Origin of the sequence: Streptomyces sp. NPDC020845, from assembly GCF_044334165.1 — a bacterium.
Classification (GTDB): Bacteria; Actinomycetota; Actinomycetes; order Streptomycetales; family Streptomycetaceae; genus Streptomyces.
Genome location: NZ_JBIRSJ010000015.1, coordinates 181,614 through 203,303 on the forward strand (window position 1 = coordinate 181,614; position 21,690 = coordinate 203,303).

Annotated in this window: 21 protein-coding genes and 1 tRNA gene; 11 read left to right on the forward strand and 11 right to left on the reverse strand. The window is 70.3% G+C overall.

The window, feature by feature from the left end; all coding sequences use genetic code 11:
• The first annotated feature begins 133 nt into the window (after positions 1 to 133).
• The 4 genes from nhaA (at position 134) to ACH4U7_RS36405 (ending at position 3,444) form a co-directional block, all read left to right on the forward strand.
• Entirely contained in the window at positions 134 to 1,525 is a 1,392-nt protein-coding gene (nhaA, locus tag ACH4U7_RS36390) for a Na+/H+ antiporter NhaA (protein ID WP_398532052.1), read from the forward strand.
• A gap of 154 nt (positions 1,526 to 1,679) precedes the next feature.
• Complete coding sequence (locus ACH4U7_RS36395) at positions 1,680 to 2,141, forward strand: phage holin family protein (RefSeq protein WP_398532053.1); 462 nt, start codon at positions 1,680 to 1,682, stop codon at positions 2,139 to 2,141.
• A complete protein-coding gene (locus ACH4U7_RS36400; RefSeq protein WP_398532054.1) occupies positions 2,138 to 3,064 on the forward strand; it encodes an alpha/beta fold hydrolase in 927 nt (308 codons plus the stop codon). Before ACH4U7_RS36395 ends, ACH4U7_RS36400 begins: the two co-directional genes overlap by 4 nt.
• Positions 3,065 to 3,237: 173 nt before the next feature.
• Positions 3,238 to 3,444: a hypothetical protein gene (locus ACH4U7_RS36405; RefSeq protein ID WP_385626775.1), complete on the forward strand. Its 207-nt coding sequence runs from the start codon at positions 3,238 to 3,240 to the stop codon at positions 3,442 to 3,444.
• Between the two features lie 115 nt (positions 3,445 to 3,559).
• On the opposite strand, the gene ACH4U7_RS36410 is transcribed toward ACH4U7_RS36405, so the two are convergent.
• Genes ACH4U7_RS36410 through nth form a run of 3 tightly spaced genes read right to left on the reverse strand, consistent with a single transcriptional unit; the run spans position 3,560 to position 6,474 of the window.
• Entirely contained in the window at positions 3,560 to 4,759 is a 1,200-nt protein-coding gene (locus ACH4U7_RS36410; RefSeq protein WP_398532055.1) for a MarP family serine protease, read from the reverse strand.
• Between the two features lie 12 nt (positions 4,760 to 4,771).
• Entirely contained in the window at positions 4,772 to 5,437 is a 666-nt protein-coding gene (locus ACH4U7_RS36415) for a CoA pyrophosphatase (RefSeq protein ID WP_358638928.1), read from the reverse strand.
• A 17-nt stretch (positions 5,438 to 5,454) separates the two neighbouring features.
• Positions 5,455 to 6,474: an endonuclease III gene (gene nth / locus ACH4U7_RS36420; RefSeq protein WP_398532195.1), complete on the reverse strand. Its 1,020-nt coding sequence runs from the start codon at positions 6,472 to 6,474 to the stop codon at positions 5,455 to 5,457.
• A gap of 248 nt (positions 6,475 to 6,722) precedes the next feature.
• Between nth and ACH4U7_RS36425 the strand changes: the two genes are divergently transcribed.
• On the forward strand, positions 6,723 to 7,397 hold the full coding sequence (locus ACH4U7_RS36425; RefSeq protein WP_003981529.1) for a Crp/Fnr family transcriptional regulator: 675 nt from the start codon (positions 6,723 to 6,725) through the stop codon (positions 7,395 to 7,397).
• Between the two features lie 160 nt (positions 7,398 to 7,557).
• On the opposite strand, the gene ACH4U7_RS36430 is transcribed toward ACH4U7_RS36425, so the two are convergent.
• From ACH4U7_RS36430 to ACH4U7_RS36440, 3 genes are all read right to left on the reverse strand, one after another.
• On the reverse strand, positions 7,558 to 8,388 hold the full coding sequence (locus ACH4U7_RS36430) for an MBL fold metallo-hydrolase (RefSeq protein ID WP_398532056.1): 831 nt from the start codon (positions 8,386 to 8,388) through the stop codon (positions 7,558 to 7,560).
• A complete protein-coding gene (locus tag ACH4U7_RS36435) occupies positions 8,388 to 9,281 on the reverse strand; it encodes an NUDIX hydrolase (protein WP_398532057.1) in 894 nt (297 codons plus the stop codon). The genes ACH4U7_RS36430 and ACH4U7_RS36435 overlap by 1 nt, the downstream gene beginning before the upstream one ends.
• An 80-nt stretch (positions 9,282 to 9,361) precedes the next feature.
• Entirely contained in the window at positions 9,362 to 10,708 is a 1,347-nt protein-coding gene (locus tag ACH4U7_RS36440) for a hypothetical protein (protein ID WP_398532058.1), read from the reverse strand.
• 473 nt (positions 10,709 to 11,181) lie between these two features.
• Between ACH4U7_RS36440 and ACH4U7_RS36445 the strand changes: the two genes are divergently transcribed.
• Positions 11,182 to 11,976 carry a VOC family protein gene (locus tag ACH4U7_RS36445; protein WP_398532059.1) on the forward strand — a complete coding sequence of 265 codons (795 nt, stop codon included), beginning with the start codon at positions 11,182 to 11,184 and terminating at the stop codon, positions 11,974 to 11,976.
• A gap of 38 nt (positions 11,977 to 12,014) precedes the next feature.
• Here the strand turns inward: ACH4U7_RS36445 and ACH4U7_RS36450 are convergent, their stop codons facing one another.
• Both ACH4U7_RS36450 and ACH4U7_RS36455 read right to left on the reverse strand, forming a co-directional pair.
• Positions 12,015 to 12,479 (reverse strand): RidA family protein, encoded by a 465-nt coding sequence (locus ACH4U7_RS36450; protein ID WP_014178398.1) that lies wholly within the window; start codon positions 12,477 to 12,479, stop codon positions 12,015 to 12,017.
• Entirely contained in the window at positions 12,476 to 12,637 is a 162-nt protein-coding gene (locus ACH4U7_RS36455) for a DUF4177 domain-containing protein (RefSeq protein ID WP_014178397.1), read from the reverse strand. The genes ACH4U7_RS36450 and ACH4U7_RS36455 overlap by 4 nt, the downstream gene beginning before the upstream one ends.
• Before the next feature lie 72 nt (positions 12,638 to 12,709).
• Here ACH4U7_RS36455 and ACH4U7_RS36460 point away from each other — a divergent pair, with 72 nt between their 5' ends.
• Both ACH4U7_RS36460 and ACH4U7_RS36465 read left to right on the forward strand, forming a co-directional pair.
• Positions 12,710 to 13,687: an ArsA-related P-loop ATPase gene (locus ACH4U7_RS36460; protein WP_358638725.1), complete on the forward strand. Its 978-nt coding sequence runs from the start codon at positions 12,710 to 12,712 to the stop codon at positions 13,685 to 13,687.
• Positions 13,688 to 13,829: 142 nt separating this feature from the next.
• Positions 13,830 to 15,284, forward strand: coding sequence for an ArsA family ATPase (locus ACH4U7_RS36465; RefSeq protein WP_398532060.1), 1,455 nt, complete (start codon positions 13,830 to 13,832; stop codon positions 15,282 to 15,284).
• Between the two features lie 312 nt (positions 15,285 to 15,596).
• Here ACH4U7_RS36465 and ACH4U7_RS36470 read toward each other — a convergent pair whose 3' ends face one another.
• Positions 15,597 to 15,932 (reverse strand): WhiB family transcriptional regulator, encoded by a 336-nt coding sequence (locus tag ACH4U7_RS36470; RefSeq protein ID WP_089512787.1) that lies wholly within the window; start codon positions 15,930 to 15,932, stop codon positions 15,597 to 15,599.
• Positions 15,933 to 16,317: 385 nt separating this feature from the next.
• On the opposite strand from ACH4U7_RS36470, the gene ACH4U7_RS36475 reads away from it, so the two are divergent.
• Positions 16,318 to 18,588: a transglycosylase domain-containing protein gene (locus tag ACH4U7_RS36475; RefSeq protein ID WP_398532061.1), complete on the forward strand. Its 2,271-nt coding sequence runs from the start codon at positions 16,318 to 16,320 to the stop codon at positions 18,586 to 18,588.
• Positions 18,589 to 18,733: 145 nt separating this feature from the next.
• Here the strand turns inward: ACH4U7_RS36475 and ACH4U7_RS36480 are convergent, their stop codons facing one another.
• Positions 18,734 to 19,204: a GatB/YqeY domain-containing protein gene (locus ACH4U7_RS36480; protein WP_398532062.1), complete on the reverse strand. Its 471-nt coding sequence runs from the start codon at positions 19,202 to 19,204 to the stop codon at positions 18,734 to 18,736.
• 77 nt (positions 19,205 to 19,281) lie between these two features.
• Between ACH4U7_RS36480 and ACH4U7_RS36485 the strand changes: the two genes are divergently transcribed.
• Together ACH4U7_RS36485 and ACH4U7_RS36490 are read left to right on the forward strand one after the other, a co-directional pair.
• The gene (locus ACH4U7_RS36485; RefSeq protein ID WP_398532063.1) at positions 19,282 to 20,211 is read left to right on the forward strand and encodes a metallophosphoesterase; all 930 of its coding nucleotides are present in this window, start codon (positions 19,282 to 19,284) and stop codon (positions 20,209 to 20,211) included.
• A gap of 148 nt (positions 20,212 to 20,359) precedes the next feature.
• Positions 20,360 to 20,433: transfer RNA gene (locus ACH4U7_RS36490), tRNA-Pro, on the forward strand.
• A gap of 83 nt (positions 20,434 to 20,516) precedes the next feature.
• Here the strand turns inward: ACH4U7_RS36490 and xerC are convergent.
• Positions 20,517 to 21,683: a tyrosine recombinase XerC gene (gene xerC, locus ACH4U7_RS36495; RefSeq protein WP_398532064.1), complete on the reverse strand. Its 1,167-nt coding sequence runs from the start codon at positions 21,681 to 21,683 to the stop codon at positions 20,517 to 20,519.
• Positions 21,684 to 21,690 lie beyond the last annotated feature (7 nt).

Genomic DNA, 21,690 nt, shown 5'->3' on the forward strand with positions numbered 1-21,690 from the left:
TTAGGGTGGAAAGCCATCGCGTCAAGAACGCGAGAAGAACAAGTTTTCGAGGGCGCGCCGGGAAGTCTGGTCGGCACACACCACACGTGTATCCACACGCGTGTATATGTCCGTCCGCCCCAGGAGGCTCCCCGTGGCCGCGCCCATCCGCCGCAAGTTCCTCGGACGTCTGTCGCTGCCCGAGCGGACCTTCGTCACCGACGCGCTGCGCACCGAAACCGTCGGCGGCATCATCCTGCTGGTCGCCGCCATCGCCGCGCTGTTCCTCGCCAACACCCCGCTCAGCGGCCTCTACCGGGACGTCCGGGACTTCTCCTTCGGCCCCGACGCGCTGCATCTGCGGCTGTCGATCGGCTCCTGGGCCGCGGACGGCCTGCTCACCATCTTCTTCTTCGTGGCCGGCATCGAGCTCAAGCGTGAGCTGATCGCGGGCGAACTGCGCGACCCCAAGGCGGCCGCGCTCCCCGTCGTGGCAGCGATATGCGGCATGGCCATGCCCGCCCTCGTCTATGTGGCCGTGGGCTCGGCCGGCGGCGGAAACCTCAGGGGCTGGGCGGTGCCCACCGCGACCGATATCGCCTTCGCCCTCGCCGTGCTCGCCGTCATCGGCACCGCCCTGCCCGCCGCCCTGCGCGCGTTTCTGCTCACCCTCGCGGTGGTGGACGACCTCGGCGCGATCCTGATCATCGCGATCTTCTATACGACGCATATCGACTTCGTGGCCCTCGGCCTCGCCTTCGCCGGTCTCGTCGTGTTCTGGACGCTGCACCGCAAGGGCATACGCGGCGCATACATCTATGTCCCGTTGGCCTTCGTCATCTGGGCTCTGATGCATGCGAGCGGGGTGCACGCCACGATCGCCGGCGTCGCCATGGGCCTGATGCTGCGCTGCACCGTGCGCGAGGGCGAGGAGCGCTCCCCCGCCGAGCGCATCGAGCATCGGGTGCGCCCGCTGTCGGCCGGACTCGCCGTCCCGCTGTTCGCCCTCTTCGCCGCCGGGGTCCCGGTCTCCGGCGAAGCCATCGGGCAGGTCTTCACCCGTCCCGAGACGCTCGGCGTCGTCCTCGGCCTCGTCGTGGGCAAGACCATCGGCGTCTTCGGTGGCTCCTGGCTCGCCGCCCGCTTCACCAAGGCGGAGCTGAACGAGGACCTGGCCTGGGGGGATGTGTTCGCGATCGCCTCGCTCGCCGGAATCGGCTTCACCGTCTCCCTGCTCATCGGCGAGCTGGCCTTCCCCTCCGACCCCACGCTCGCCGCCGAGGTGAAGGCGGCGGTGCTCATCGGCTCGCTGCTCGCCGCGGTCGTCTCGGGCGTCCTGCTGAAGATACGTAACAACACCTACCGGAAGCTGTGCGAGGAAGAGGAGCGGGACGAGGACCAGGACGGCATCCCCGATATCTACGAACTCGACAGCCCGGCCTACCACCTTCGGATGGCCGCGATCCACGAGGCCAAGGCCGCCGAGCACCGTCGACTTGCCGAAGTGGCTGCCGCATCCGACTCCGGTGACGATGGTCCGGCATGATCTGAGAGGCTTGACGACCGCGGAGAAGCGCAGAAGACCTGGCAGACGCGCAAGACGAGAGCAAGACGACGAGTAAGACGAGCAAGACGACGCGTACGACCACGCGTAAGACGTGCGGGACGCATAAGACGTGCGAGAGCAGAGGGAGATGGCGATGAGCGCAGCCGACGACGGCGGCAACCGCAGCCTCGGCCAGCTGGTGGCCACGGCGACCACCGAACTGTCCGCGCTGGTGCACGACGAGATCGCGCTGGCCAAGGCCGAATTCCGGGACAGCGCCCGGCGCACCCTGTTCGGCAGCGGTGCGGCCATCGTGGCGGGGGTGCTGCTGCTGTTCTCGCTGCCGGTGCTGAGCTTCGCCCTCGCCTACGGCCTGCGCGCCTGGACCGGCCTCGGCCTCGCCTGGTGCTTTCTGATCGTGGGTGGCATCTATTGGCTGATCGCCGGGATCCTCGGCGGCTTCGCGCTCGCCAAGTTCAAGCGGGTCAAGGCGCCGAAGAAGTCCATGGCCTCGGCCAAGGAGACGGCGGCCGTGCTGGGGAGCGTCAAGCCGCACCCGCGCGCCGCGGCCAATGGCGGCCGCCCGGCACGGGATGTGACACGCTCGACCGCATGACGGCCCCTGACACCTCCGCCTCGGTCGTACGGCTCGACGGACCCTGGACCCATCGGGACGTCGCGGCCAACGGCGCGCGCTTCCATATCGCCGAGCTGGGTGACGGCCCGCTGGTCCTGCTGCTGCACGGCTTTCCGCAGTTCTGGTGGGCCTGGCGGCACCAGCTGACCGCCTTGGCCGAGGCCGGCTTCCGGGCGGTGGCGATGGATCTGCGCGGGGTGGGCGGCAGCGACCGTACGCCCCGGGGCTACGACCCGGCCAACCTCGCCCTCGACATCACCGGGGTGGTCCGCTCGCTCGGCGAGCCCGACGCCGCACTCGTCGGCCATGACCTGGGCGGATACCTCGCCTGGACGGCCGCGGTGATGCGGCCGAAGCTGGTCCGGCGGCTCGCGGTGGCCTCCATGCCGCATCCGCGGCGCTGGCGCTCGGCCATGCTGCGGGACGTCAAGCAGAGCGCGGCCAGCTCTTACGTATGGGGCTTCCAGCGGCCCTGGCTGCCCGAGCGGCAGCTGACCGCGGACGACGCGGCGCTGGTGGGGCGGCTGATCCGGGACTGGTCGGGGCCTCGGCTGCCCGAGGACCAGGCCGTGGAGATCTACCGGCGGGCGATGACCATCCCGTCGACGGCACACTGCTCGATCGAGCCGTACCGCTGGATGGTGCGGTCGCTGGCGCGGCCGGACGGTTTCCAGTTCAACCGGCGGATGCGGCGGCCGGTGCGGGTGCCCACGCTGCATCTGCACGGGTCACTCGACCCGGTGATGCGCACCCGCAGCGCGGCGGGTTCCGGGGAGTACGTCGAGGCGCCCTACCGCTGGCGGCTCTTCGACGGCCTCGGGCACTTTCCGCACGAGGAGGATCCGGTCGCCTTCTCCACCGAGCTGATCAACTGGCTCAAGGATCCCGAGCCCGACCGCTGAGGCCACAGATCGCCCGTTCCGCGTACAAGCCGCCGGCTAGGTGTCCGCATACTGTCCGCTGTCGGCACATTGAGCGAACACCTGTTTTTCGAACGGCCACTTGCCTGGAGCATAGGCCAATTGCCGCAGCCAGGGGCGATTACGGACCTTGGGCCCCGGGCAGAGACCCAGGTATGGGCTGGACGCACGACTACCGTGACGCACCGAGCGACCGCGGCTCCGAAGCCGCCGCTGCTGCCAATACCGCGCTGAGCGTTTCCGAGCGGGGCGGTCCCGGGCCTTCCGTAGGCCATGACCCCGATATGGGGATCCCGCGCATCATCCGCCGCAGGGCCCGCTGGGTCTCGGCTCGGCTGCGCCATCCACGCGGCCGTCAGTAGTCGGCCGTCAGCAGCCGGCCGTCAGTAGCGGCCGTTCACACAGCGCGACATAACACGCACTGTGGCCGCGAGGCTTCTCGCGGCCACAGGGGAATGACCAGCGGGGTCGGCGTTTTTACAGCGCGCAGCCCTTGGTGTCCACCGGGGCCTGTGCCGTACGGCCCTGCTCGGCGTCCTGGCGCACCTCGTCCGCGGTCAGCGCGTATCCGGTGTCCGCGTTGTCGAGAGACTTGGCGAAGACCACGCCGTACACCCGGCCCTGCGGGGTGAGCAGCGGGCCGCCGGAGTTGCCCTGCCGCACGGTCGCGAACAGTGAGTAGACATCGCGGTGCACCGTGCCGTCGTGGTAGATGTCCGGGCCGTTGGCCTCGATACGGTCGCGGACGCGGGCCGCGCGCACGTCAAACGCGCCGTTCTCGGGGAATCCGGCGACGATCGCGCCGTCGCCGCTGCGCGCGTCGCCCTCGGCGAACTTGAGCGCGGGCGCGTTCAACGAGGGCACGTCCAGGACGGCGATATCGCGCTTCCAGTCGTAGAGCACGACCCTCGCCTCGTAGAGCCGGCCCTCGCCGCCTATCTGTACGGTCGGGTGGTCGACCCCGCCGACGACATGCGCGTTGGTCATCACCCGATGCCGCGCGAAGACGAAACCGGAGCCCTCCAGGACCTTGCCGCAGCTGGGGGCGGTGCCGACGACCTTGACGATGCTCTGCTTGGCGCTGGTGGCCACCGGGCTCGAGGCCAGCGCCGGGTCCGGCGCCGGTACGGAGGTGATGGGCTCGTTCGAGAAGGGCGAGAAGACCTGCGGGAAGCCGTTCTGCGCGAGCACCGAGCGGAAGTCGGAGAACCAGGTGGTCGCCTCGTCCGGGACCACCCGGGAGACCCCGAACAGCACCTTGGAGTTATTGACCTCCTTGCTCACGGTGGGCAGCGAGGAGCCGGCCAGGTAGTAGCCGATCAGCCAGGCGACCAGGAGCATCGCCATCACGTTGACCAGCGCGCCGCCGGTCGCGTCCAGGGCGCGCGCCGGTGACCAGGTGATGTGACGGCGCAGCTTGTTGCCCAGGTGGGTGGTGGCGGCCTGGCCGACCGAGGCGAACACGATCACCAGCACGACCGCCATGACCGCGCCGAAGGTGCCCGGGGACGCCTGATCGGTGGTGCCGTCCCAGATCACCGGCAGCAGGTAGACCGCGGCGAGGCCACCGCCGATGAAGCCGATCACCGACAGAACGCCGACGACGAAGCCCTGGCGGTAACCGACGACCGCGAACCACACGGCGGCGAGCAGCAGCAGGATGTCCAGCACATTCACCGGGACACCGTCTCATGCACGCCAGTCGAGCGGGACGCGGTTGTCACGGTTCCAAGGTCTTTCCCAGCCCGCGTAGTGCAAGATCCGGTCAATCACTCCGGCCGTGAATCCCCAGACCAAAGCCCCTTCGACGAGGAAGCAGGGGCCCGTGTGGCCGCTCGGGTGGACGGTGGTCGCCCGATGCGCCGGATCCGTGAGATCCGCCACGGGCACGGTGAAGACCCGGGCCGTCTCGGCGGGGTCGACGGGCCGGATCGGGCTGGGCTTGCGCCACCAGCCGAGCACCGGCGTCACCACGAAGCCGCTCACCGGGATGTAGAGCCGCGGCAGCACCGCGAAGAGCTGCACCCCGGCCGGGTCCAGGCCCGTCTCCTCCTCGGCCTCGCGCAGCGCCGCGCGCACCGGTCCGGCCCCTTCCGGATCGCCGTCCTCCGGGTCGAGCGCGCCCCCGGGGAAGGATGGCTGGCCCGCATGCGAGCGCAGCGAGCCCGCACGCTCCAGAAGCAGCAGCTCGGGCCCGCGCTCGCCCTCCCCGAACAGCACCAGGACGGCGGAGGGGCGGCCGCCGCCCCGCGCGGGCGGCAGAAACCGGCTCAGCTGCCGGGCCTCCACCGTCTCCGCGGCTCGGGCCACGGGCATCAGCCATTCGGGCAGCCCATCACTGGTCACACCGGCCATACCGCCGTACGTGCTCGTCACTCGGCGGCCTCCACGGGAGCGGCCGATCCGGCCGACCCCGGGGAAGTGGCCGCCTCCAGAGGAGCGGCGGCTTCCAGGGAAGCGGTGGCCCCCAGAGGGGCGGCGGGGCGGCCCGGATAGTCGGTCGGCGGCCGCAGCCGCTGCCCCGGCTGGCCGCCCAGCTCGTACTTCAGCAGCTTCTTCGCCTTGTCCGGATCCGTCTCCCCCTCCCCGTACGACGGGCACAGCGGGGCGATCGGGCAGGCGCCGCAGGCGGGCTTGCGGGCGTGGCAGACGCGGCGGCCGTGGAAGATGATCCGGTGCGAGAGCATCGTCCACTCGCTCTTCGGGAAGAGCGCGGCGATCTCGGCCTCGACCTTCTCCGGGTCCTCCTGACCGGTCCACTTCCAGCGCCGCACCAGCCGTCCGAAGTGAGTGTCCACGGTCAGCCCTGGCACCCCGAAGGCGTTTCCGAGGACCACATTGGCCGTCTTGCGCCCGACGCCCGGCAGCGTCACCAGGTCCTCCAGGCGGCCCGGCACCTCGCCGTCGAAGCGGTCCCGCAGCGCGGCGGACAGCCCCAGCAGGGACTTCGCCTTGGCCCGGAAGAAGCCCGTCGGCCGGATCAGCTGCTCCAGCGCCTCGGGGTCGGCGGCAGCCATGTCCTCGGGCGTCGGATAGGCGGCGAACAGGGCGGGGGTGGTCTGGTTGACCCGCAGGTCGGTGGTCTGGGCGGACAGGACCGTGGCGACGAGCAGCTGGAAGGGGTTCTCGAAGTCCAGCTCGGGGTGCGCGTACGGATACATGTCGGCGAGCTCGCGGTTGATCCGGCGGGCCCGGCGGACGAGTGCGAGCCTGGATTCGGGGCGGGCGGCGGCGGCCTTACGGGGTCTGGCGGCGTCGGCGGGCCGCGCCTGGGCTGTCTTCCGCGCTCCGGTCGCGCCAGCACCTTTAGCGGCTTCGGCGGCTTTTGTCTGCTTGATGGTTTTGTGTGGATTTGCCGTTTCCGCTGGCTCGGCCGACCCTTGTTCGCCCACAGCGGAATTACGAGGTGCGCTCACCCGTCCGGCCCCCTTGCCCCGTGCTGTCACCGGCCTATTGGACACCCAGCCAGCCTAAGCCCCGGCACTGACATACGCTCCGACCACAGGAAAGAGCCGCTCAATCGGACCCCTGCCGTACAGTGCCGCAGGCAGGTGCGTCAAACTTGTGATTGATCGCACTGTTTTACCGTCCGGCATCATGGGGACGACGGTCCCCTGTGCATGTCGACAAGGAGAGTCTCGTGGACGACGTTCTGCGGCGCGCCCCGCTTTTCGCGGCGCTCGATGACGAGCAGGCCGCTGAGCTGCGCGCCTCCATGGGAGAGGTCACCCTCGCGCGAGGTGACGCCCTCTTCCACGAAGGGGACCCGGGCGACCGCCTGTACGTGGTCACCGAAGGCAAAGTGAAGCTCCACCGCACCTCTCCCGACGGCCGCGAGAACATGCTGGCCGTGCTCGGGCCCGGCGAGCTGATCGGCGAGCTGTCGCTCTTCGACCCCGGCCCGCGTACCGCCACCGCCACCGCCCTCACCGAGGTCAAGCTGCTCGGCCTCGGCCACGGCGACCTGCAGCCGTGGCTGAACGCCCGGCCCGAGGTCGCCACGGCGCTGCTGCGCGCGGTCGCCCGGCGCCTGCGCAAGACCAACGACCAGATGTCCGACCTGGTCTTCTCGGATGTCCCCGGGCGTGTCGCCCGCGCGCTCCTCGACCTCTCGCGCCGCTTCGGCGTGCAGTCGGAGGAGGGCATCCACGTCGTCCACGACCTCACGCAGGAAGAGCTGGCCCAGCTGGTCGGCGCCTCGCGTGAGACGGTCAACAAGGCGCTCGCCGACTTCGCGGGCCGCGGCTGGCTGCGGCTGGAGGCGCGCGCGGTGATCCTGCTGGACGTCGAGCGGCTCGCCAAGCGGTCCCGCTGACGCGTTACGGGAGGGCCCTCGCCGGCTGCAATCGCCACGCGGCGGCAGCCGCATATCGATTGCAGTCGGCGAGGGCCCTCCTCGTATTTCCGCGCGAGGCGCGCCAAACGCCCGGCACCAAGCGCCCAGCATCAGGCACCAAGCGCCCGGTCACCCGGCTTCAGATCAGGCCGTGCTCGCCCAGATACTCCAGCTGGGCGCGGACCGAAAGCTCCGCCGCCGGCCACAGCGACCGGTCCACATCCGCGTACACATGCGCCACGACCTCCGAGGGCGTGCGGTAGCCGCTCTCCACGGCCGTCTCCACCTGTGCCAGCCGGTTGGCCCGGTGGGCGAGGTAGTACTCCACCGCGCCGCGCGCGTCGTTCAGCACCGGCCCGTGCCCCGGCAGCACGGTGCTCACCCCGTCGTCCACCGTCAGCGAGCGCAGCCGCCGCAGCGAGTCCAGATAGTCGCCGAGCCGCCCGTCCGGATGCGCCACCACCGTCGTACCGCGCCCCAGCACCGTGTCACCGGTCAGGACCGCGGCGTCCGCGGGGAGGTGGAAGGAGAGCGAGTCGGCCGTGTGGCCGGGCGTGGGCACCACCCGCAGCTCCAGCCCGCCGGTGGTTATGACGTCGCCGGCCCCCAGCCCCTCCTCCCCCAGCCGCAGCGCCGGGTCCAGGGCCCGTACGCGCGTACGCGTCAGCTCGGCGAAGCGCGCCGCGCCCTCCGCGTGGTCCGGGTGGCCATGGGTGAGCAGCGTCAGCGCGACCCGCTTGCCCGCCTGCTCCGCCGTGGCCAGGACGTCCTTGAGGTGGGCGTCGTCGAGCGGGCCCGGGTCGATGACGACGGCCAGGTCGGAGTCCGGTTCGGAGACGATCCAGGTGTTGGTGCCGTCGAGCGTCATCGGGGAGGGGTTCGGCGCGAGGACGCACACCGCCCGATCGGTGGCCGGGCCGCCGATGGCACCGCCTCGCGGCTGGCCGGGCAAGGATGCTCCGTACGTCATCAGGTCGCTCCCCCCATGGGTCCGGGTCCCGTGGGAATGTGCTTGGTGAACTCGTCATGCCCCGGCCAGCTCAGTACGACCCGGCCCTCCTCCAGCCGCGCCCGCGCCAGTACGGGCGTGAGGTCCCGGTCCGGGGCCGCGGCCAGAACGTCCGCGACCGCGCCGTACGGCTCCAGGTCGCGCAGGGTCGCGATGGTCGGCGGCATCATCAGCAGCTCGCCCCGGTCATACCCCGCGGCCGCCTCGGCGGGCCGGATCCAGACGGTGTGGTCCGCCTCGGTCGAGGCGTTACGGGTGCGCTGGCCGTGCGGCATGGCGGCCACGAAGAACCAGGTGTCGTAGCGGCGCGGCTCGAACTCCGGAGTGATCCAGCGGGCCCAGCACCCGAGCAGGTCCGAACGGAGCACGAGCCCGCGGCGGTCCAGGAAGTCGGCGAACGACAGCTCCCGGGCGACCAGCGCCGCGCGGTCCGCGTCCCACTCCTCGCCCGTCGTATCCGCGACGACCGTATGCGGCGTCGGGCCCGCGAGCAGCACGCCCGCCTCCTCGAAGGTCTCCCGGACCGCCGCGCACACGATGGCCTGGGCCGCCGTCCCGTCGTCGGCCGAGAGGCCCAGCCGCCGCGCCCACTCCCGGCGCGAGGGGCCGGCCCAGGCCACCCCGCGCTCGTCGCGCGGGTCCACCGAACCGCCCGGATACGCGTACGCCCCGGCGGCGAAGGCCATGGAGGTCCGTCTGCGCAGCATGTGCACGGCGGGGCCCTCGGCCCCGTCGCGCAGCAGCAGCACGGTGGCCGCCCGGCGCGGGGTCACCGGGGTGAGCTCGCCGGCCGCCAGCCGCCGGATGCGCTCCGGCCAGTCGGGCGGATACCACTGACCATTCGTAGTGGACATGGCCGGATGCTATGCGCTGGCGCGCGGATGTTCGAGGGGTCCGGGGGCGGCGCGCCGCCTCAGGGCACGAGGAAGCCGCCTCAGGGCGCGGTGAAACGGAACGCCTGGTTCGCCTCGCCGGTGCAGGTGTTCTGAATCGCCTCGGCGCCCTCCGTACGGGGCGGCAGGATCCCGATGCACAGCCCGCTGTGGACCGGGCGCAGCCGGAAGCCGCCGTGGGACGGCTCCAGCCGGAACTTCATGCTGTCGGCGTTCGTGCAGTCGCGCGGGGCGAGCAGGGCGCCCGACTCCATCGCGTTGTTGTCGACGGCCAGGCAGCCTAGGCCCTTGCCCTCACCGGGGTGGTCCCACTGGATGTGGTAGACGCCGTTGCCGACCGCGTCCAGGGACACGCGGGGCAGCGGGACGTCGGCGCACGGCATCTGAGCCGCGATCTCAGCCCTCCCGGTCTTGCGTTCCCGGCCCTCGGTGAGGCAGAGGCCGGGGGCCGAGACGGGATGGATCCGCGTCGGACCCGCGGCGGGCAGCCGGGGCTTGGAGGCGGCGCCGGTGGCCGTCGGCTCGGGCTTCGACGAGGCAGCGTCGCGGGTCGGCGACGTGGTCGGGGTGTCGTCGGCGACGGGCTCCTTGGTGTCCGGCGTCTCCGAGTTGTCCGAGGTGTCCGGGGTGTCCGGGGTCTTCGATGTGTCCGAGACGTCCGACGGCGCGTCGGCGTCCTTGGACGACCCGCCGCCGGAGGACGAGCCGGAGCCGGCTCCGGACCGGGCGTCGGGGCCGCCGCCGTCGGAGCCGGAGAACGGCCCGTAAGCCAGCAGCAGCACCCCGATGGCGGCGGAAAGACCGACCGCGAGCATGGGCAAGTACCGCCTTCTCCACGCCGAGCCGGACGTGGGCTCCTCGGGGCCCGGGCCGGGCCCCTCGCCGGAGGCGAGCACCTCGGTCACTTCCGGGTCGGGCGGCGTAAGGCCGCCGGGCCGGGTCTCGGCGGCGTGGGCAGGTACGGATACGGGCGCGGGCGTTGGGGCGTGCCCGGCTGTGGCGTCGGTGGCGTCGGGTTCCGGCGCGGCCTCAGAGAGGGCTACGGAGGCATCGTCGGAGGCGGGCCCGGAGGAGGCGACGGGCTCGTCCGGAGCCGAGGCGGCCCCGGGACCGGCTATGGACAGCCGCCGACGGGCCGCCAGCCATACGGCCACGGTCTCCTCGTCCCCGCCACACGCCCGTACGAACGCGGCGAGAAGCTGCTCCCGGGGCAGGTCGTCCCGGCTGAGCGCGCCCGAGATGGTGGCGCGCGGCAGTACATCCCCGGCGGCCTCCGCGTTCCGCTCCAGCTGGCGGTAGCTCAGATCGGCCCAGCTACGCAACTGCCGCATCGCGACGACGAACTCGGCCGCAGTACGTGCCGCCTTCGGGTCAGGCCCCGTCTCCATGACCGCTCCTATGCGTTCAGGCTGTCCAAGCAGCCTAATGCGCATACGAGTTGGCCAGGGCATGTCTACGGACGACGTGTTCACGGTGAGGCGTTTCCCCTCGTCTCAGGATCCGATATGGCGGTGGGCGACGACCTGTGAGGACGGGGCCCGACCGACCGCGTCTGCTCCGTCATCACGACCTCCTTCATGGGCCCCGCGATGGGCCCATGAAGGAGCGTTTTCTGTGCTGTGCCGTCCGGCAAGGTCTCCTGGCGTCCCGGACAGTCCGGGACTGTCCGACCTGGTCAGAGGCGCGCCCTGGACCGCTCAGCCCGCCCGGCGGCCTTCGGGGCAGGCGTCGGAGGGCGGATGTCAGTGGCGGGTGTCACCCTGACTGCATACGGACCTACGCGGGTCGGAAATCCGACGGAGAAGGAAACGACGGAGAAGGAAAGCGGCCGCCAAGGGGACCGGTCGGGAAGGGAAGCGCCATGATCACCACTGACTATGTGCCCGGCTCCCCGTGCTGGGTCGACCTCGGGGCGCCCGATGTCGCCGCCGCGACCCGCTTCTACGGCTCGGTCTTCGGCTGGCAGCTCGACCCGCCGGAGCTGGAGGCCGACGGATACGGCGTCTTCCGGCTGGCCGGAAAGAGCGTCGGCGGTCTGGGCCGGCTCACCCAGGAGGGGGCCCGCTCGGCCTGGATGATCTACTTCCAGACGCCCGACGTCGAGGCCACGGCCGCGGCGGTGGAGCGGTCCGGCGGCTCCATACGGGTCGCTCCGTTCGCCCCGGACGGCGAAGGCCGGATGGCGCAGCTGACCGATCCGCAGGGCGGCCAGTTCGCCGTCTGGCAGGCGGGGACGATGCGGGGCCTTGAGGCGGTGGACGTGCCGGGCTCCCTCTGCTGGATCGAGCTGTACACGACGGACGCGGCCGCCGCGAAGAATTTCTACGGCTCCCTCTTCGGCTGGCAGACCCAGGACATGCCGCTGCCAGGCGACGGCGGCGCGTACACGCTGATCGCCCCGGCCGGCCTGGGCCCCGAGCGGGCGCAGGGCGGCATCATGGGGCTCCCGGCGGATCACCTGGCGCTCGCCGGCGGCCGGCCGTACTGGCACCCGGTGTTCGCGGTCGCGGACTGCGACGCCACCGTCGCCAAGGTCACCGAGGGCGGCGGCAGCGTGCAGATGGGCCCGGTGGACATGCCGGACGTGGGGCGGCTGGCCGTCTGCCTCGATCCGTCCAGCGCGGACTTCGTGGTGCTCGCCCCGGCGCCCGGCTGAGCCCGTCCAGGCGGACCCGTTTCGGGCCCTGTCCGGACCTAGTCCGCGACCTCGACCTGGATCTCGACCTCGACCGGCGCGTCCAGCGGCAGCACCGCCACGCCCACGGCGCTGCGGGCGTGCACCCCCGCCTCGCCCAGTGCCTCGCCGAGCAGCTCGCTCGCGCCGTTGACGACGCCCGGCTGCCCGGTGAAGTCCGGGGCCGAGGCGACGAAGCCCACGACCTTCACGACCCGTACGACCTTGTCCAGGTCGCCGATGGCCGACTTGACCGCGGCCAGGGCGTTCAGCGCGCAGATCCGCGCCAGCTCCTTGGCCTCTTCCGGCGTCACCTCGGCGCCGACCTTGCCGGTCACGCCGAGCTTGCCGTTGACCATGGGCAGCTGGCCCGAGGTGTACACATACGCCCCGGAGCGGAGCGAGGGCACGTACGAGGCGAGCGGAGCCGCGACCTCCGGCAGGGTCAGGCCCAGCTCGGCGAGCTTGTCCTCGACCGCGCTCATGCGGCCTTCTCCCGCTTGAGGTAGGCCACCAGCTGCTCGGGGTTGTTCGGCCCCGGCACGACCTGGACGAGCTCCCAGCCGTCCTCGCCCCAGGTGTCCAGAATCTGCTTCGTGGCGTGTACGAGCAGCGGCACGGTCGCGTATTCCCACTTGGTCATAGGGCCGACTGTAATGCCTGTCTGCCGGGGCCTGGTGCGTAGCCCGGACGACGACTGGTTAGGCTCCCCAGTGTGAGCAGGCTCCATGTCGTCAGTGGCAAGGGCGGAACCGGCAAGACCACGGTCGCCGCGGCACTCGCGCTGGCCCTCGCGGCCGACGGCAGGCGAACCCTGCTGGTCGAGGTCGAAGGCCGCCAGGGCATCGCACAACTCTTCGAGACCGAGGCGCTGCCCTACGAGGAGCGGAAGATCGCCGGCGCGCCGGGCGGCGGTGAGGTGCACGCGCTCGCCATCGACCCCGAGTTCGCGCTCCTCGACTACCTCCACATGTTCTACAAGCTGGGCTCGGCCGGACGGGCGCTGAAGAAGCTCGGCGCCATCGACTTCGCGACCACCATCGCCCCCGGGCTGCGGGACGTCCTGCTGACCGGCAAGGCGTGCGAGGCGGTGCGCCGCAAGGGCAAGGACGGCCGCTTCGTCTACGACTACGTCGTGATGGACGCGCCGCCGACCGGCCGGATCACCCGCTTTCTGAACGTCAACCACGAGGTGGCGGGGCTGGCCAGGACCGGCCCGATACACAATCAGGCGCAGGCCGTGATGCGCGTGCTGAAGTCCCCCGAGACGGCGGTCCATATGGTCACGCTGCTGGAGGAGATGCCGGTCCAGGAGACCGCGGACGGCATCGGGGAGCTGCGCGCCGACGGCCTGCCGACCGGTGCGGTCATCATCAACATGGTGCGGCCCGCGATCCTCGACCACGCGGCCGTCGACGCCGCCGCCAACGGCCGGCGCGCCGCCGTCGCCAAGGCCCTGTCCCAGGCGGGGCTGGGCGGTGCGCGCCGCGGTGGGCTCGCCGAGCGGCTGGTGGACCCGCTGCTGGAGCAGGCCCGCGAGCACGCGGAGCGGGTCGCCCTGGAACGGGCGCAGCGGGCGGAGCTGACGGGCCTGGAGCTGCCCCTGTACGAGCTGGAGCTGCTCACCGACGGCGTCGACCTGGCCGGCCTGTACCGGCTCGCTACGGATCTGCGTAAGCAGTGGCCGATGTGAGCCGCACGGGCGACCGCGGCGACACGAGCGGCGCGACACGAGCGACGCAATCCACACCATCAGCGCAATCGGCATGAACGGTACGAGCGGGCGGTACGCGTCGTATGCGCCGTACGCACCGTACGCAGGAGGCGGCAGAAGCATGGACATGGCACCGCGGCTGGACACCGACGCACTGCTGGCCGACCCCGAGACCCGCATCGTCGTGTGCTGCGGCTCCGGCGGCGTCGGCAAGACCACGACGGCCGCGGCCCTGGGCGTACGGGCCGCGGAGCAGGGCCGTAAGGCCGTCGTCCTCACCATCGACCCGGCCCGCCGGCTCGCGCAGTCGATGGGCATCGACGCGCTGGACAACGTGCCGCGCCGGGTCGAGGGCATCGACGGCGCGGCGGGCGGCGAGCTGCACGCCATGATGCTGGACATGAAGCGGACCTTCGACGAGTTCGTCGAGGCGCACGCCGACCCCGAGCGCGCCCGCGCGATCCTGGCCAACCCGTTCTACCAATCACTTTCGGCCGGTTTCGCGGGCACGCAGGAGTACATGGCCATGGAGAAGCTGGGCCAGCTGCGGGCCCGCGACGAATGGGACCTGATCATCGTCGACACGCCGCCCAGCCGGTCGGCGCTGGACTTCCTGGACGCGCCCAAGCGCCTCGGTTCCTTCCTGGACGGGAAGTTCATCAAAATCCTGATGGCCCCTGCGAAGGTCGGCGGCAGGGCGGGGATGAAGTTCCTGAACGTGGGCGTGTCGATGATGACCGGCACGGTCAGCAAGGTCCTGGGCGGGCAGCTGATGCGCGACGTACAGACCTTCGCGGCCGCCATGGACACGATGTTCGGCGGCTTCCGCACCCGCGCGGAGGCCACCTACCGGCTGCTGCAGGCGCCGGGCACGGCCTTCCTGGTGGTGGCGGCTCCGGAGCGGGACGCACTGCGCGAGGCGGCGTACTTCGTGGAGCGGCTGGCCGCGGACCGGATGCCGCTGGCGGGGCTGGTGCTGAACCGGGTGCACGGGAGCGGTGCCGTGCAGCTCTCGGCGGAGCGGGCGCTGGCGGCCGCGGAGACGCTGTCCCTGGGCCTGGCGGAGACATCGGGCGCTACGAACCCGGCGGGCGCGTCGAACCCAGTACGGTCAGCCAACACAGGGGGCTCAGCCGACACAGCGGGCTCGACAGACCTGGCAGACCCGACAGACCCGGCGGGCGGGGCAGGTGAGGTGAGCGAGGCCGAGGGCGCGACCCTCACCGTCAACAGCCCAGAAAATCTTGCCGAAGACGGCATTGTCGACCCCGGTTCAGGGCATGCTCAAGAGCAGAACGCCTCAGCGGCGGACGACTCCTCGGCGTCTGATCCCGACGGCTCCCCCACGTCGGCAGAGCGGCTGGCCGTGGGGCTGCTGCGGCTGCACGCGGAGCGTATGCAGGTGCTCGCCCGAGAGCAGCGCACACACCATCGCTTCACGACACTGCACCCCGAGGTTCCCGTGGCGGAAGTGGCCGCGCTCCCCGGCGACGTACATGACCTCGCGGGGTTGCGAGCGATCGGCGAGCGCCTGGCGGAGCAGCCAGAGCGGCAGCCCAAGAGCGCGGCGGGCTAGCCGCGCGAGGGCATCACGACACGCCGAACTCACGCATGTGCACGGAACTCGCGCATGCGCGCCTGTCCACCGCCCGGGTCGTGACGTGGTGATGAGAGAAACGAAACGTCACACCGCCAGGATGGATTGCCTGACGGCCCAAGCTGTCCGAAAACGCAAGGACACAAGCGACCCAACGCCCCAACGCCTTGAGGCCCTTGGCCGACCATCGACCGCAGACCGCGGACCGCAGCCCGCAGCCCACCCGAACGTCAGCCGTCGAACGTCAGCCGTCGAACGTCGGCCGTAGCCCGCCCGAACGCCGACCGCCCGCTACCCGACGGCGGCGAAGCGCTCGTATTCCTCGTCGTCGAGCGGCAGGATGCCCGCGCCGCGCTCGTACTCGAGGCGCGCGGTCTCCAGCAGCCGACGCCAAGAGGTGACCATGGGGCGGCGGCGCAGCAGCGCCCTCCGCTCACGCTCGGTCATGCCACCCCATACGCCGAACTCGACGCGGTTGTCCAGCGCGTCGGCAAGGCACTCGGTGCGCACCGGACACCCGGTGCAGACCGCTTTGGCCCTGTTCTGTGCCGCGCCTTGAACAAATAGTTCATCTGGATCAGTCGTGCGACAGGCGGCCTGCGCACTCCAGTCGGTTACCCAGCCCATGCTGGCGCCGTCCTCTCCCGATTCGGAGCTCCCCCACGGCGACAAACGGCATATTCACCGTCGCCAGTTGAGGACGTTACGGAAGGCGGACAGGGTGCAACACCCCCTGCGGGCCCAATCTTGGATGGCCCGAACGGACTATGGGTACGCGGCAGATCACCCAACGGAGTGAGCTGACGACATGCGCGACTTACCGCGCAAATAGGGGCAGTTCACCCGACCCAAAAGGGGCAGGACGTGACACAAGCTGGCAAATAGGGCAGGCCTCATCACTCACTTGAGTGAGAGGGGTGATGGTGCTCAACCGCACCGAAGTGACTGGCGTGAATCAGCGTATGCGAACAGGTGGTCCCCTGTCCGGCGATTCGGCACGTAGGCTGCCCCCATGGGTAACAAGCGTTCGGGCGGAGGTCTGTCCCCCGCTCAGCAGGCCGCGAAGTTCCTCGGCGTCAGCGTGCTCGCGGGAGCGGTGCTGGCCGGGCTCGCGCTGCCCGCCGTCGGCGCGATCGGGCTCGCGGCCAAGGGAACGGTCGAGCAATTCGACGAAATTCCGGCCAATCTCAAAAGGCCGCCGCTCAGCGAGCGGACCACCATCCTGGACGCCAAGGGCGGCGAGATCGCCAAGGTCTACTCGCGCGACCGCACCATCGTGGACCTCAAGGACATCTCCCCGTACATGCAGCAGGCGATCATCGCGATCGAGGACGCACGCTTCTACGAGCACGGGGCGATCGACCCCAAGGGTGTGCTGCGCGCGCTCAACAACAACGCGCAGGACGGCGGCGCCTCCCAGGGCGCTTCCACGCTCACCCAGCAGTATGTGAAGAACGTCTTCGTGGAGGAGGCGTTCAACGACGAGAAGGCGGTCGCCGAGGCCCAGAAGAAGTCCATAGGCCGCAAGATCAAGGAGCTGAAGTACGCGATCCAGGTCGAGAAGGAGCTGGGCAAGAAGGGGATCCTGCAGAACTACCTCAACATCACCTTCTTCGGCCAGCAGGCCTACGGCGTCGAGGCGGCTTCCCAGCGCTACTTCAGCAAGCACGCCAAGGATCTGAAGCTGGAGGAGGCCGCGCTGCTGGCCGGTCTCGTCCAGTCGCCCAGCAGCTACGACCCGGTCAACAACGCGGAGGTGGCCAAGGCCCGCCGCAACACCGTGCTGCAGCGCATGGCCGATGTGAAGGACATCACCCAGGCCCAGGCCGACGCGGCGAAGAAGAAGCCTCTCGGGCTCAAGGTCAGCTCGCCCAAGAACGGCTGCATCACGGCCGTGAGCGGCGCCGGGTTCTTCTGTGACTACGTCCGCGAGGTCTTCCTCAACGACCCGGTCTTCGGCAAGACCCGCGAAGAGCGCTCGCAGCGCTGGACCCGGGGCGGTCTGACGATCCGTACGACCCTGGACCCGAAGGCCCAGGAGTCGGTCCAGAACTCGATCAAGACCCATGTCTACAAGGACGACCCGGTCGCCACCGCCGTCACGCTCGTCCAGCCCGGCACCGGCAAGGTGGTCGCCATGGGCCAGTCCAGGCCGTACGGCTTCGGGGCCAACGACCTGACGATCAACCTGTCCGCGGACAAGGCCATGGGCGGCTCGAACTACGGCTTCCAGGTCGGCTCGACGTTCAAGCCGATCACCGCCGCAGCCGCCCTCGAGCAGGGCAAGAAGCCGTACCAGCGCTACTCGTCCCCGTACGACATGGACTACCCGAGCCCGGTGTCCACCTGCAACGGCACCTGGTCCAACAGCGAGGGCTCGACCGTCGAGAACGAGGACCCGAGCGAGAAGGGCCCGTACGCCCTGAAGGAAGCGCTCGCGAAGTCGATCAACACCTACTTCGTGCAGATGATCAGTGACATCGGCGTCTGCCCGGTCACCGAAATGGCCGGCAAGATGGGCGTGCACCGCGCCGACGGCAAGAAGCTCAACCAGGTGCCCGCCATCACCCTCGGCACGGACGGCTTCTCGCCGCTGACGATGGCCAACGCGTACGCGACCTTCGCCAACCGCGGCGTCTACTGCACCCCGGTGTTCATCGAGTCGATCACCGGCCCGGGCGGCAAGGCCCTCGAGGTCCCCAAGTCCTCATGCACCCGCGCCATGTCGGAGAAGACCGCCGACACCATGAACACCCTGCTGCGCGGCGTGGTCGAGGACGGCACCGGCAAGAAGGCGGGCCTGGAGAACCGGCCGAGCGCCGGTAAGACGGGTACGACGGACGAGCGCCAGGCCGCCTGGTTCGTCGGCTACACCCCGAACCTCGCCGGTGCGGTCTGGGTCGGCGGCTCCGGTTCCAAGGGCGTCAAGATGGAGAACATCCGGATCGGCGGCGTCTTCCACGACAAGGTCTACGGCGCGGACACCCCCGGCCCCATCTGGAAGGACGCCATGAGCGGTGCCCTGGAGGGCAAGCCGGCGGAGGACTTCGTCAACGTGCCGATCAAGGACCCGAATGAGAAGCCCCGCGACAACGACAAGGACCACGGCGACAAGCCGGGCCGCGACAACGGCGGGAACAACGGCGGCGGCAACCCGTGGCCGGACATCACCCTCCCGCCGGACGTGATCGGCGGAGACGACGGCTTTCCCGGCGGCAACCGGGGCGGAACCGGCAACGGCGGAAACGGGAACGGGAACAGCAACGGTTGGAACTTCCCGTAGCGCGTGGCTGAGCGCCGAGGAGTGATCGGCGCGGCAGGACAAGGCCGAGACGGCCCAGACAGGTGAAGACAAGGAAGCGGGCCCGGACACTGTCCGGGCCCGCTTCCTTGCAGCCTCTTCTCTCTCAGTGCCGCCCCTGGGCGAGTCAGCCCGCGGCGAGCCGCCGCTTGACCGCGGCGGCCACCCGGCCGCCCTCGGCCCGGCCCGCGACCTTCGGGTTCACGATCTTCATCACCGCGCCCATGGCCCGCGGTCCCTGCGCACCGCCCGCCGCGGCCTCCTGTACGGCCTCCGCCACCAGCGCGTCCAGCTCCCCGTCCGTGAGCTGCTTGGGCAGATACTCGGCGAGCACCACGCCCTCGGCCCGCTCCCGCTCGGCCTGCTCGGCCCGCCCGCCCTGCGCGAACGCCTCAGCCGCCTCGCGCCGCTTCTTGGCCTCGCGCGCGATGATCTTCTCCACCTCGGCATCGGACAGCTCCCGGGCGGTCTCGCCCGCGACCTCTTCCTTCTGGATCGCGGTGAGGGTCAGCCGGAGCGTAGAGGAGCGCAGCTCGTCACGCGTCTTGATCGCTGCGGTGAGATCGTCCTGCAGCCTGGACTTGAGCGTGGTGGTCATGTCGTCGAGTCTGCCAGCCCTGGCCGGGAATCACCCGAAGATTTCTCGCCCGGGCACGGTCTGCGACCATGGTGACCATGCGCGCGCGATACGGAGTACCCCTGGGAATCACGGCGGTCGGCGCCGCCGGCCTCGTCTATGCCGCCGGCTTCGAGGTCCGGTCCTTCCGCCTCCGACGGGTGACCGTCCCCGTACTGCCACGCGGTATGCGGCCGCTGCGCGTCCTCCAGGTCTCCGACATCCACATGGTCAGCGGCCAGCGCAAGAAGCAGCGCTGGCTCCAGTCCCTCGCCGGGCTCCGCCCCGATTTCGTCATCAACACGGGCGACAACCTCTCCGACCCCGAGGGCGTCCCCGAGACGCTGGACGCGCTCGGCCCGCTCATGGAGTTCCCGGGCGCGTACGTCTTCGGCTCCAACGACTACTACGGCCCCAAGCCGCGCAACCCGGCCCGCTATCTGCTGGAGAAGGCCAGCGGCAAGCACGGTCTGAACGGCAATCCCCCCGTCGTCGGCGCGATCCACAACCCCTGGAAAGAGCTGCGCGACGCCTTCGACGCGGCCGGCTGGGTCAACCTGTCCAACGCCCGCGGCCTGCTGAAGCTGGACGACGTGGAGATCGCCATGACCGGCCTGGACGACCCCCACATCAAGCGCGACCGCTACGGCGAGGTGGCCGGCGGCCCCGAATCGGACGCCGACCTCTCCCTGGCCGTCGTCCATGCCCCCTACCTGCGCGTCCTCGACGCCTTCACCGCCGACCGCTACCCCCTGATCCTCGCCGGCCACACTCACGGCGGCCAGCTGTGCATCCCCTTCTACGGCGCCCTCGTCACCAACTGCGACCTGGACGCCCGCCGCGTCAAGGGCCTCTCCACCCACCACGCCGCCGGTCACACCTCCTACCTCCACGTCTCCGCCGGCTGCGGCACCAACCGCTACACCCCGGTCCGCTTCGCCTGCCCCCCCGAGGCCACCCTCCTCACCCTCACCCCACCCGCCCTCTGACCCCCTGGCCCCCTCCAGCCACCCCGGCCGCTCCCCCGGCACCTCCCCGACACCCGAGCGGCCGGGCCCACCCCGCCCCGACCTGCGAGACCGCGAAAACCGGATTTCGTCTCTGGGCACGGGTCCGCTAAAGTAGAGCTCGTTGCTTCGGGGTGTAGCGCAGCTTGGCAGCGCGCTTCGTTCGGGACGAAGAGGTCGTGGGTTCAAATCCCGCCACCCCGACACAGGTCAGAGGGCCTATCCGCTTCCTGCGGATAGGCCCTCTGAGTGCGTAGGGGGCCAAACAGCGGGCCAACCGGATTTCGTCAGGCTTCTCCGGCGCCGCTGGCAAAGATCACGTCCATGGCTTCCGCGCCCTGAGTGATGACCGGCCGGAGCTGTTTCCGGTACACCGCTTCAGTGGTCGCCTGGCTGCTGTGCCCGACCAGCAACGCGATTCGCTCCAGGGGAATGCCGTGATCCGAGAGCAGTGACACGAAGCTGTGCCGGAGCTCCCTCGGCGTCCACTCCGGCGCCAGTCCCGCCTTCTTCACGATCGCCCGGAAGTCGCGCCGGACATTCGCGGCGTCCAGCGGCTCACCGCTCCGTGTGGTGAAGACGAGACCAGTCGGGCTCCATTCCCTGCCCATCGACGCTCGCTCCTGCTTCTGCCATCGCAGATGCTCTTCGAGTACGTCCACCACCTGCTTCGGCAGGGCGATGGTCCTCCGGCTCTTCCTCGTCTTGGTCTCGCCGTGCTTGCGCACCGAACGCCATACGGCGACATGGGGCGGGATGCCATCCTGCGTCGACAGATGGACGTGGTCCCATGTGAGGGGCCGCGCCTCCTCCGTACGAACGCCGCTCAGAAGCGAGAGCACGAGGTACGCGTACAGCCGTGATCCACGCGCCGCGACCAGAACAGCCTTCGCCTGCTCCAAGTTCAGTGCCTTGCTGGGACGCCCAGGGCGCCCCTCCGGGACAGCCACCAGAAGCGCGACGTTCCGCACAGCCTTGTCCCTGCGCTGCGCGTGCTCGATGGAGCGGCGAAGGACCGCGAGCAGGTCACGGAGGCTCCGGGTTGCGAGCGCATCGGCCCTGTCGTCCAACCAGTCGTCAACGTCGTCGGCACTCAGGTCTTTCAGCTTGGCCTTGCCGATGAACGGGAGCAGGTGCTTGTCGGCAAGCGAGCGGTTCTTGTCGACGGTCTGCTCGTCGCGGCCCTTCAGCCCGCGCTCCAGGAAGTCTTTCACCGCATCGGTCACGGTGTAGTTGGCTGGCGACTTGACCCCCGTCTGAACCTCCTTCTTCAACTCGCGAATCTTGGTTCGCACTTCAGCCTTGGTCTTGCCGTACACCTTGGGCCGACGACGCTTGCCGTTCGGGGCAAATCCCAGGGAAACGGCGCCCACGTAGCGGTTCTTCGCGGCGTCCCAGTAGATGGTGTCTTCTCCGTGGCCTGCTCGGCGGGCGCGCTGCGGCTTCTGGGTCATGCTGTTC

Bases quoted from the DNA above. Each gene is read 5' to 3' on its own strand.
- ACH4U7_RS36395 (WP_398532053.1), top strand. From the start codon at position 1,680: ATGAGCGCAGCCGACGACGGCGGCAACCGCAGCCTCGGCCAGCTGGTG.
- ACH4U7_RS36400 (WP_398532054.1), top strand. From the start codon at position 2,138: ATGACGGCCCCTGACACCTCCGCCTCGGTCGTACGGCTCGACGGACCC.
- ACH4U7_RS36405 (WP_385626775.1), top strand. From the start codon at position 3,238: ATGGGCTGGACGCACGACTACCGTGACGCACCGAGCGACCGCGGCTCC.
- ACH4U7_RS36415 (WP_358638928.1), bottom strand. From the start codon at position 5,437: ATGGCCGGTGTGACCAGTGATGGGCTGCCCGAATGGCTGATGCCCGTG.
- ACH4U7_RS36430 (WP_398532056.1), bottom strand. From the start codon at position 8,388: ATGACGTACGGAGCATCCTTGCCCGGCCAGCCGCGAGGCGGTGCCATC.
- ACH4U7_RS36435 (WP_398532057.1), bottom strand. From the start codon at position 9,281: ATGTCCACTACGAATGGTCAGTGGTATCCGCCCGACTGGCCGGAGCGC.
- ACH4U7_RS36440 (WP_398532058.1), bottom strand. From the start codon at position 10,708: ATGGAGACGGGGCCTGACCCGAAGGCGGCACGTACTGCGGCCGAGTTC.
- ACH4U7_RS36445 (WP_398532059.1), top strand. From the start codon at position 11,182: ATGATCACCACTGACTATGTGCCCGGCTCCCCGTGCTGGGTCGACCTC.
- ACH4U7_RS36450 (WP_014178398.1), bottom strand. From the start codon at position 12,479: ATGAGCGCGGTCGAGGACAAGCTCGCCGAGCTGGGCCTGACCCTGCCG.
- ACH4U7_RS36455 (WP_014178397.1), bottom strand. From the start codon at position 12,637: ATGACCAAGTGGGAATACGCGACCGTGCCGCTGCTCGTACACGCCACG.
- ACH4U7_RS36465 (WP_398532060.1), top strand. From the start codon at position 13,830: ATGGACATGGCACCGCGGCTGGACACCGACGCACTGCTGGCCGACCCC.
- ACH4U7_RS36470 (WP_089512787.1), bottom strand. From the start codon at position 15,932: ATGGGCTGGGTAACCGACTGGAGTGCGCAGGCCGCCTGTCGCACGACT.
- ACH4U7_RS36475 (WP_398532061.1), top strand. From the start codon at position 16,318: ATGGGTAACAAGCGTTCGGGCGGAGGTCTGTCCCCCGCTCAGCAGGCC.
- ACH4U7_RS36480 (WP_398532062.1), bottom strand. From the start codon at position 19,204: ATGACCACCACGCTCAAGTCCAGGCTGCAGGACGATCTCACCGCAGCG.
- ACH4U7_RS36485 (WP_398532063.1), top strand. From the start codon at position 19,282: ATGCGCGCGCGATACGGAGTACCCCTGGGAATCACGGCGGTCGGCGCC.
- xerC (WP_398532064.1), bottom strand. From the start codon at position 21,683: ATGACCCAGAAGCCGCAGCGCGCCCGCCGAGCAGGCCACGGAGAAGAC.